Here is a 10,115-nt window from a genome sequence, read left to right as displayed (position 1 = left end):
ATATAAAATAATATATAATAAATTAATAACATAATATATTTTGGAGGTATAGCGTATATATGAGTGGGCAAAAAATTTTAATAATTGAAGATGAAATAAAAATAGCTCGATTTCTTGAATTAGAACTACGATATGAAGGTTATACGGTTACGCAATCTCATGATGGACGTGAGGGTTTAGATAAAGCCACTAGTGAAATTTTTGACCTCATAATTCTTGATGTTATGTTGCCTTCCTTAAATGGCCTTGAAGTATTAAGAAGACTAAGGCAAGTGTCAGCAATTCCTGTCATAATGCTCACTGCTAAAGATGAAATAATGGATAAAGTTTTGGGCCTTGACATAGGTGCCGATGACTATATGACTAAACCTTTTGCTATTGAAGAATTACTTGCAAGAATAAGGACAGCATTAAAAAAAATACCAGTATTCAAGGGCATATTAAATATATTATCTATTGGAGAATTGGCCATTGACTTAGATCAACATATGGTTACTTTTAGAAATAACTCTATAGATCTAACTAAAACGGAATTTGATTTACTTAAATTTCTAGTAGAAAATAAAAATATTGTGCTTACAAGAAATAAAATTATAGACAAGGTATGGGGATATGAATATATGGGAGATACTAATGTAGTAGATGTTTACATAAGATATTTAAGAAGTAAAATAGATGATAGATTCAGCAAGAAATTTATTCATACAGTGCGAGGGGTGGGATATCTTTTAAAAGATGAATAATTTTAAATTTGTCTTTAAGCTTATATTACAGTACTTCCGATTTCTATTGAGGGTGACAAGGATAATACTAAATTTTATACCTAAATTAGTAAAAAAACTAGTACACAAAATTCATAAACGGCTCAGGTTTTCAATTAGTTTTAAGATGACCGCGGTATATACTCTTATTTTTTCTATTACAATGTTCCTCTTAAGTGTTGGTTTAATTATCGGTTTTAGATTCTTTTTGTTAAATGAAGCACAAGGTGAACTAAGTAAATATAGTGCAGTAGCTATTAATTATACTAAATTAGGAAAGGATATTCAGGGCATTAATGTTAATATATTTTCTAATTTAGAATATGTGACATTTAATATTTTTGACGAAAAAAAAGTTCTTCTTTATTCTACTCAAAAGGATAAAAAAAATTTATCTTATCATAAAGATAGTTCACCTTACCCTTTTATTAATAATGTAAATGAACAACTCGTTTTTGTTACAACTAAAGTAAGAGTTAAAAATAAAATTATTTTATTACAATTTTCTAAAAATTTAGTTAAAGAAAATGAATATTGGGGTATTTTCACTTTTATTATTTTTATCATAAATATATTTTCTTTAGTTATCATATTAGGAGTTGGCTCTAAATCAAGTAAAAAAATGCTTCTTCCAATAAAAAATATGACGAAAACAACAAAAGCTATTTCAATTAATGCTTTGGAAAAAAGGCTAAATGTTAGCAATTCTCACGATGAGTTGAAACAACTAGCTGAAACTTTTAATGAAATGTTAGATCGTATTCAGACTTCATATGAAATGCAGAATCAGTTTGTATCGGATGCCTCACATGAACTGAGAACTCCCATAGCTGTTATCCAAGGTTATGCAAACATGTTGCATCGTTGGGGAAAAGATGACAAAGAGATACTTGTGGAATCTATTGAAGCTATCAAAGATGAATCTTACAATATGCAACAATTAGTGGAAAAACTTCTCTTCCTTGCGAGAAGTGATAAGAACACACAAAAAATTTACAAAGAAGAGTTTTATATCAATGAATTAGTAGATGAAATTATAAAAGAAACGAAACTAATTGACCCTAATCATGGAATTTCAACTAATATCAATGAAGAATTACTTGTTTATGCAGACAAAAAATTACTAAAACAAGCATTACGAATTTTTATTGATAACAGCATAAAGTATACTCCAATCGGCGGAAGTATTAAGTTAAATAGCTATATTAAGACGAAAAATTTAATGCTTGAAATAGAAGATACGGGGATAGGTATTCCCAAAGATGAACTTCCCTATATTTTTAATAGATTTTATAGATGTGATAAATCAAGAGCAAAAGAAAGTGGCGGAACAGGCCTTGGTTTATCTATTGCAAAATGGATTATAGGAAAACACAACGGTTCTATTATAGTAGAAAGCAGACTTGAAGAAGGAACAACAATAAGGATTGGGCTTCCAATAAAAATGATATTATAATATATTTTTATCTTTTTTGTAATGAAACCCATCAAACTATGCAAATATTTATTCAATTATGTGTATATTGTTTTACATATACTATAGTTTTGTGATATGATTAAATTTGGGTTTATTCTTAATTCTTTTTTAATATTATATTTGAATAATAAGTGGTTTTTAAGAAGCATTTAAAATATTTTATACAGATTCTGAAGTATTAACGTCTGCATATAACTATCTGATTAATAAATTTATAAATATTTACTTAATATATTTAGTACAATATTTATAAATCAACTTCATTATAGGCAGAATGATAGCTATAAACTTATACTTATTAAAGAATATTATAATTTACAGAATGAATTTTGATATTGAACAACAATTTAAATATATTAAAGAATATCAGTTAATAGAGATGTTTTAATTTATATTCAAAAATATAACAATATTATATGAGGAGTGATATTATGCAAATAAGATTAGGATACGTGGCTACAGCTTTAAAGGCAGCAAAAATAACTTCCGCAAGCACAGTAACTTTTTCTACATATACTAAACAATCGACGGCCAGAGACAAACTTGAAAAACTACAAAAGGTAGCGGTATCAAACGTTAATGATTTGTATAAAATTCTAGAATACACTGTAAAAAACAATGTACATTTTTATAGGATAACTTCTGCTTTAATTCCATTAGCAACTCATCCTGAAGTTACAGATTGGGAATTTAGAAGAATTCTAAAAATGGATTTTGATTGGCTTGGAAATTTCATTAACAATAATAATTTAAGGGTAGATACTCATCCTGATGAATCAAATGTTATAAACAGTTCTAAGGAAGAAGTAATAAAAACTACTACAAAAAATCTTCAGTTCCACGCAAATCTTTTTAAAGATCTTAATTATCCCTTAGGAAAAATGGTCTTGCACATTGGTGGTAAAGAAGGCGGAAAAGCTGCTGCTACAGAAAGATTCTTTAAGAATTTTAATAACTTACCAAAGGAAATAACACAATTATTAGTATTTGAAAATGATGATAAAAGCTTTACTACCAAAGAAGTATTAAACATATGCAAAGAAATAAATGCACCTATGGTATTAGATGTACACCACCATAACTGCAATAGCGGTGGTGATGAACTAGAACCTATGTTAAAAGATATATTTTCAACTTGGGAAGGTCAACCACTACCACCAAAAGTACATTTTTCTACCCCAAAAACCGGTGAGAAAGACAAAAAACATGCTGATAATATTGATGCAGCATCCTTCATTGAGTTTATTGAAAAATGTATTCCTTTAGGAATGGATTTAGATGTACTTTTCGAAGCGAAGCAAGCGGATTTGGCTTTTCATCAGCTTTTAGATGATGTAAAAGTTTTTAAACCTGAGTGGACTTGGCTTGATAATAGCACAATTGAATTTCAATAAAATAGCTAAATAAAGACAAGACTTCAGTAATATTTATAATGTTACTGAAGTCTTGTCTTTATTTATAATAGTTTTAATCTTTACTAAAACCCAATGGCCATTCTAATCATATAATATAAAAGAGGCACGAAAATAGCTGGAAGCATGTTCCCAACTTTTATTCTCTTAATATCGAGCATATTTGCACCAATTGCTACAATTAGTAATCCCCCAACAGCAGACATATCATTTACTACAGAAGATATTAAAAATTGTTTCATGAGAGAAGCTGTTAAAGTTATAATACCTTGGTATATAAAAACTGTTATAGCCGAAAAACATACTCCAATACCCAGCGAAGATGAAAATATAATTGCAAATATACCATCTAGTAAAGATTTGGCGTACAATATACTATAATTTTTAGAAAGACCACTCTCAAGTGATCCCATTATAGACATTGCACCAACACAAAACACCAAACTAGCTGTTACAAACCCATTTGCCAATCCATTTTGGCTTGAAACTTTACTATCTAGCCACGCTCCAACATTTTCTATACCTTTTTCAATTTTTATTATTTCACCAATTAGGGTTCCTAATGTAATGCTAATAATTAGTAGCAATATGTTATTCCCCTGAAGTGCACCCTTTAGTCCAATAATTATTACACATAGTCCTAAAGCTTTCATAATTGTCTCATTGTATGTATTAGAAATTTTATTTTTAAAAAACGAACCTATAATTCCTCCCATTAATATTGATAATGAGTTTACAATTGTACCTAACATAATCCCTTTCCCCCTTATTCCCAGAACATTAATAATAATTATAAACTTAAAAGTTTATCTTATCCACTAAAAGAATCCATTTTTCAATAATTTCTATAAAATTAATAAATTAATGTAATAATATATATTAAACAAAATAGCTCTTTACATTTAATGATTTTAGTGCTATAATTTTTTTAATCTTATAAATTCAGTTGAATATCATAGTGATATCATTAATTAACTTGTTTTTTAGATTGATAATATTATAAATTCATTGATCAGGAAGAGTAGTTAAGGCAATGCAATTTCAGAGAGCTGAGGATAGTGTGATCTCAGTATTGATAACTTTAGTGAATGGACCTGCTAGAAGTAACCCGAAATCATATTTTGAGAGTAGTAGTTACCGGATGCCCACTGTTAAAAGGGCTAGAGTATTTTAGTGCTCGAATTATAAAATATGCTTAATTTTTGTAGCATAATTTAGGTGGTACAGCGAATATCTTTCGCCCTAATATAGGGTGAAAGTTTTTTTTATTTTAAATAATAATTCAAAGGTGGTGGTTAATGTGATGTTCTGAAAGATACTAGCTTTTAAAATAATATCAAAACCAACAAATATTAATTATTTTGAAAAGGAGCTGCTTTTTATGAAAACAAATAAAATAATAATAACTTCTCTGTTACTTGCAATAGGTCTTATATTACATCAAATTACACCAGGTATATTTTTAGGAATGAAGCCAGATTTCTTATTGATATTTATGATTTTATCAATAATACTCACGAAAGATTTTAAAATGGCTATTACTACAGGAATAGTAGCAGGTCTTTTATCTGCTTTAAGTACTACTTTTCCAGGTGGTCAACTCCCTAGCATTATAGATAAAACACTAACCTCAATAATAGTATATGTTATTTATAAGAATTTGAATTCTGATTCTCCGCTTAAATTAGCAGGTATTTATTTTCTTGGAACTTTAATAAGTGGAGGTATTTTTCTAGGTTCAGCTCTTACTCTATTTGGTTTACCAGCTCCTTTTTTAGTACTCTTTGTATCCATAGTGCTTCCTACTTCAGTATTTAATTCGTTTATGGGATACTCTCTACAGAAACTTATTGTAATTAACCCAGTACTAAAAAGCAAATTCATAAATTAGCTGTACTTTATGCAAAACTCAAAGAACCAAGCTCAAAGTTTGAGCTTGGTTCTTTATTTAATTGATGAATATTATTCTATTTTACCTTAAACATTCATACTCTATTTTATTTTAAAAAATTAAAGGACTTTATTCTTGTTCAGGATAATATTGTTTAAAAGCGTCATCATAACCTTCTGGCTTATTGAATTTCTGAACTTCGCTTACAAATATTTTTTTCGCTCCATTTTGATCTTCTACAATTTGTTTTTCTCTACTTACTTTTCTATTATTATCATTTTCCAAAAATAACACCTCCACTTTCTTTTTTCGCTACAAAACACTTATTGTATCGTTTAACTATAGTATTAGCAAAAAAATAAAATATATATATTCCTAAATGAATTATTTTTCAGAATATATTAGTCAACAATATTTTTACTATTTACATTAGCATTTTTTTGTATTAAAGTTCAAATTTCAATACCAATTTCTTACATAGATTAATTTGTCGTTTTATGTTATAATATAGACATTACATTGCCAAATCTCCTAAATGGAGAACGGGGGATTTCCTTATGGGGTGAATCTCTTTTTTAGAGTAGGGTGCCTTTAACCCGAATCCGTCAACTAACCTCGTAGGCTTTTGAAGGAGGCTCGTTATTATTAAATTAAATTTGAAAACTACTCTTTTAGCGTTAACGCTAACTTTAGCTAGTAGCATCTCTGTATTTGCTGCTTCATATAAAGTTAAATCTGGTGATACATTAGGTGAAATCAGTAACGCTTATAACACAACTGCTAATGTTTTAATTAAAAATAATGGACTATCAAACGACACCATATATTCTGGGCAATTACTTGATGTTCCAAATAAAACTTATAAAGTAGTTAGTGGAGACACCCTATATTTCATAGCAAAGAGATATAGTTTACCTTTGAATATGATAAGAAGTGAAAATAATAAGTGGAGTGATACTATTTATCCTGGAGATGTCTTTAAAATTCCAACTAATTCAGGTAGTGAACAAGCCCTACCACAGACTACTCCTAAAAGTGGACAAGCTCAGCCACAGGACACTTCTAAAGTTATTAAGTATTCCAATAGTGACGTAAAGTTATTAGCTAGATTAATAACTGCTGAGGCATCTGGCGAGAGCTACGACGCAATGCTTTCTGTAGGAGCTGTAGTAGTGAATAGAGTTCAAAGTTCACAGTATCCTAGTAATATTAGTGCAGTAATCAATGAGAAAAACAATAATTGTTACCAGTTCACTCCAGTAATGAATGGTATGATTAATAATACCGCATCTAATACTGCAACTAACGCAGCATATGAAGCACTAAAAGGAACAGACCCAACTAATGGAGCCTTATATTTTTATGATAACACTGTAACGAATACATGGTTAACTTCTAAGAAGGTAGCTACTACTCTAGGCAAACTGATTTTTGCTTATTAGTAAATTATTATAATTAAAAAACTTAAAAACAAACTTCCACAAAATTGTGGAAGTTTGTTTTTTTATATCATCATTATAATTTTTTAACATAAGTATTAAAGGTGTAATATATGCCCTCTTTAAATTCTCGTTTTTTACTAGTTGAAACTTTTTCCCATAGCGGGTGTTTATCTAAATTCACTAATATTTTATCATGTTCATACTCATTATATATTTTAGTTATATATGCCTTACGACAATGAATAATCAATTGAGCATAAATAGATTCTCCACCTATAATAAATATATCTTCATTATTATATTTTTTTAATTCTTTAAAAAGTTCCTCTAATGAATAACATAGAATGGCCCCTTCACAGTTATAGTTTTTATTTTTAGTAAGCACTATATTAATTCTTTGTTCTAATGGCTTCTTATTAGGGAAAGATTCAAGTGTATTTCTTCCCATGACAATAACTTTTCCTAGGGTATTTTCTTTAAAGTACTTCATATCTTCAGGTATTTTTTCTAATAATTCACACTTATATCCAATCCCCCAATTCAAATCAACTGCTGCTATTAAATTCATATAGTCCTCCTCTAATATTATATCTATAGTTTATAAGTATTATAATTAAAAATTTTGAAAATACTTTTTCAAAAAAATAAAATGACCAATAGTAAACACTAAATAGCATTTATACAATTGCTCATTACATTTTTCAGACTATTAGTCTCTCAAAATTAAACAGAGAATTAGGTACCGAATAATTACATTAGAATTTTTGAAAAATAAATTAATATTCTTCTTGTACTTTGACCGAAGTCAAAGCATCTACTCCCTAGAAAGGAGGTGATCCAGCCGCAGGTTCTCCTACGGCTACCTTGTTACGACTTCACCCCAATCATCAATCCCACCTTCGGCCGCTGGCTCCTTACGGTTACCTCACGGACTTCGGGTGTTACCAACTCTCATGGTGTGACGGGCGGTGTGTACAAGGCCCGGGAACGTATTCACCGTGGCATGCTGATCCACGATTACTAGCGATTCCAACTTCATGGGCTCGAGTTGCAGAGCCCAATCCGAACTGAGACGGCTTTTTGAGATTTGCGAGGGGTTGCCCCTTAGCGTCCCATTGTCACCGCCATTGTAGCACGTGTGTAGCCCAGCCCGTAAGGGCCATGAGGACTTGACGTCATCCCCACCTTCCTCGCGGCTTATCACCGGCAGTCTCCCTAGAGTGCTCAACTAAATGGTAGCAACTAAGGACGGGGGTTGCGCTCGTTGCGGGACTTAACCCAACATCTCACGACACGAGCTGACGACAGCCATGCAGCACCTGTCACCGACCAATTGAAGATGTCCATCTCTGGTCCCCCGATCGGGAAGTCAAGGGCTGGTAAGGTTCTTCGCGTTGCGTCGAATTAAACCACATGCTCCACCGCTTGTGCGGGCCCCCGTCAATTCCTTTGAGTTTTAATCTTGCGACCGTACTCCCCAGGCGGAATGCTTAAAGCGTTAGCTGCGCCACTAGTGAGTAAACCCACTAACGGCTGGCATTCATCGTTTACGGCGTGGACTACCAGGGTATCTAATCCTGTTTGCTCCCCACGCTTTCGTGCCTCAGCGTCAGTAATGGGCCAGTGAGCCGCCTTCGCCACTGGTGTTCTTGCGAATATCTACGAATTTCACCTCTACACTCGCAGTTCCACTCACCTCTCCCATACTCAAGACTTCCAGTATCAAAGGCAGTTCTGGAGTTGAGCTCCAGGATTTCACCTCTGACTTAGAAACCCGCCTACGCACCCTTTACGCCCAGTGATTCCGAGCAACGCTAGCCCCCTTCGTATTACCGCGGCTGCTGGCACGAAGTTAGCCGGGGCTTATTCTTGCGGTACCGTCATTATCTTCCCGCACAAAAGAGCTTTACAACCCTAGGGCCTTCATCACTCACGCGGCATGGCTGGATCAGGCTTGCGCCCATTGTCCAATATTCCCCACTGCTGCCTCCCGTAGGAGTTTGGGCCGTGTCTCAGTCCCAATGTGGCTGATCATCCTCTCAGACCAGCTACTGATCGTCGCCTTGGTGCGCTTTTACCACACCAACTAGCTAATCAGACGCGGGCCAATCTCTCGGCGATAAATCTTTCCCCGTAAGGGCTTATCCGGTATTAGCACAAGTTTCCCTGTGTTGTTCCGAACCAAGAGGTATGTTCCCACGCGTTACTCACCCGTCTGCCACTGACATATTGCTATGCCCGTTCGACTTGCATGTGTTAAGCCTGACGCCAGCGTTCGCTCTGAGCCAGGATCAAACTCTCAAGTTGGACTTGAACTTTGAACCGGCTGATCACATCGTATTGACGAGGTCCCACCATACTTGGTCCGAGCAAATCCTGAGATTTGAGCGAACCTGCCGTCCGCGCTTCACAGCGCAAACAACGATGGTGTAACCTTTGTATCAAAACGTGTACCGCCGAAGTCTTTCGTCCGGCCTCAATCCAAAAACACCAGCTTGCGCCGAATGCTTCAGAACCGAGACCCGCAAGGACTCCGCCGTCCACGTTTCTCTTTCTTCATCTAAACTTGTCAAACAACCCGACGCCGAAGCATCGCCCTCCCATAAGGGAGAAAATCATGGCGCCTCTGTTGCAGAGGAGCCAGCAACCTCACAAGACAACGAATCACAACCGACACCTATCGGCTGTTAAGTCACTCACCTTGATGAGGAGCTTCAAAGGCGCGAACACCCGCCCGGACCCGTGGGCCCCGGCGCCGCCGCGCTCAGTGGCCGGTTTATAGGCCCTCCAACTCGGATCTGTCAACGTCAATCGTCAGAAAAACGTCATCTCGCGCGCGCGCCCAAAAGCTGAGGTATTACAGAGGCTAGCCATCTATCAGCCACAATGCTGCGGCGTTCTGACGGGGAGTTGTTCGGAAAAAAAATCGGTCGCCGGGTCAGGCGGCCAACATTTCGTGGATCGAACGTGACGATCGCAAATTGGCGTTCCTCCTTTCGGGTCCATCGGAATGCAGCAGGAAGTTTTGCGGCATTGACGTTCTGCATCGGGGCCAGCATTTTGGCGCACGCTGTTCGGACGCGGTGACGTTTGCAATGTCGATGCGACGCGGTCGGGGAATTCCCGTCGTAT

8 protein-coding genes, 1 rRNA gene, 1 riboswitch and 1 other annotated feature are annotated in these 10,115 nt (G+C 34.5%); of the genes, 5 read left to right on the top strand and 4 right to left on the bottom strand.

Annotation, left to right across the window (positions count from 1 at the left end):
- Positions 1 to 59: 59 nt before the first annotated feature.
- The 3 genes from VIM70_RS08345 (at position 60) to uvsE (ending at position 3,632) form a co-directional block, all read left to right on the top strand.
- Positions 60 to 743, top strand: coding sequence for a response regulator transcription factor (locus tag VIM70_RS08345; RefSeq protein ID WP_331945293.1), 684 nt, complete (start codon positions 60 to 62; stop codon positions 741 to 743).
- A gap of 226 nt (positions 744 to 969) precedes the next feature.
- Positions 970 to 2,217: a HAMP domain-containing sensor histidine kinase gene (locus tag VIM70_RS08340; RefSeq protein ID WP_331945292.1), complete on the top strand. Its 1,248-nt coding sequence runs from the start codon at positions 970 to 972 to the stop codon at positions 2,215 to 2,217.
- 452 nt (positions 2,218 to 2,669) lie between these two features.
- Positions 2,670 to 3,632 carry a UV DNA damage repair endonuclease UvsE gene (gene uvsE, locus VIM70_RS08335; protein ID WP_331945291.1) on the top strand — a complete coding sequence of 321 codons (963 nt, stop codon included), beginning with the start codon at positions 2,670 to 2,672 and terminating at the stop codon, positions 3,630 to 3,632.
- Positions 3,633 to 3,715: 83 nt separating this feature from the next.
- Here the strand turns inward: uvsE and VIM70_RS08330 are convergent, their stop codons facing one another.
- A complete protein-coding gene (locus tag VIM70_RS08330) occupies positions 3,716 to 4,402 on the bottom strand; it encodes a DUF554 domain-containing protein (RefSeq protein WP_331945290.1) in 687 nt (228 codons plus the stop codon).
- Between the two features lie 247 nt (positions 4,403 to 4,649).
- Positions 4,650 to 4,898: a binding site (T-box leader), on the top strand.
- A gap of 133 nt (positions 4,899 to 5,031) precedes the next feature.
- Between VIM70_RS08330 and VIM70_RS08325 the strand changes: the two genes are divergently transcribed.
- A complete protein-coding gene (locus tag VIM70_RS08325; RefSeq protein WP_331945289.1) occupies positions 5,032 to 5,541 on the top strand; it encodes a tryptophan transporter in 510 nt (169 codons plus the stop codon).
- Between the two features lie 129 nt (positions 5,542 to 5,670).
- Here the strand turns inward: VIM70_RS08325 and VIM70_RS08320 are convergent, their stop codons facing one another.
- Positions 5,671 to 5,826 (bottom strand): hypothetical protein, encoded by a 156-nt coding sequence (locus tag VIM70_RS08320; RefSeq protein ID WP_331945288.1) that lies wholly within the window; start codon positions 5,824 to 5,826, stop codon positions 5,671 to 5,673.
- A gap of 225 nt (positions 5,827 to 6,051) precedes the next feature.
- Positions 6,052 to 6,180, top strand: a riboswitch (cyclic di-AMP (ydaO/yuaA leader).
- Between the two features lie 17 nt (positions 6,181 to 6,197).
- Here VIM70_RS08320 and VIM70_RS08315 point away from each other — a divergent pair.
- Complete coding sequence (locus tag VIM70_RS08315; protein WP_331945287.1) at positions 6,198 to 6,983, top strand: cell wall hydrolase; 786 nt, start codon at positions 6,198 to 6,200, stop codon at positions 6,981 to 6,983.
- A gap of 73 nt (positions 6,984 to 7,056) precedes the next feature.
- Here the strand turns inward: VIM70_RS08315 and VIM70_RS08310 are convergent, their stop codons facing one another.
- Positions 7,057 to 7,551 carry a dihydrofolate reductase gene (locus VIM70_RS08310; RefSeq protein ID WP_331945286.1) on the bottom strand — a complete coding sequence of 165 codons (495 nt, stop codon included), beginning with the start codon at positions 7,549 to 7,551 and terminating at the stop codon, positions 7,057 to 7,059.
- A gap of 257 nt (positions 7,552 to 7,808) precedes the next feature.
- Positions 7,809 to 9,290, bottom strand: a 16S ribosomal RNA gene (locus tag VIM70_RS08305).
- Positions 9,291 to 10,115: the final 825 nt, after the last annotated feature.

Source organism: Clostridium sp. (assembly GCF_036569345.1).
GTDB lineage: Bacteria > Bacillota > Clostridia > Clostridiales > Clostridiaceae > Clostridium_AD.
Note: the sequence above shows the minus strand (reverse complement) of the source record. Positions and strands in the feature narration are given on the sequence as shown.

What these genes read in the sequence shown, in the direction of transcription:
- VIM70_RS08345 (WP_331945293.1), top strand. Translation starts at nt 60, where the DNA reads ATGAGTGGGCAAAAAATTTTAATAATTGAAGATGAAATAAAAATAGCT.
- uvsE (WP_331945291.1), top strand. Translation starts at nt 2,670, where the DNA reads ATGCAAATAAGATTAGGATACGTGGCTACAGCTTTAAAGGCAGCAAAA.
- VIM70_RS08330 (WP_331945290.1), bottom strand. Translation starts at nt 4,402, where the DNA reads ATGTTAGGTACAATTGTAAACTCATTATCAATATTAATGGGAGGAATT.
- VIM70_RS08325 (WP_331945289.1), top strand. Translation starts at nt 5,032, where the DNA reads ATGAAAACAAATAAAATAATAATAACTTCTCTGTTACTTGCAATAGGT.
- VIM70_RS08310 (WP_331945286.1), bottom strand. Translation starts at nt 7,551, where the DNA reads ATGAATTTAATAGCAGCAGTTGATTTGAATTGGGGGATTGGATATAAG.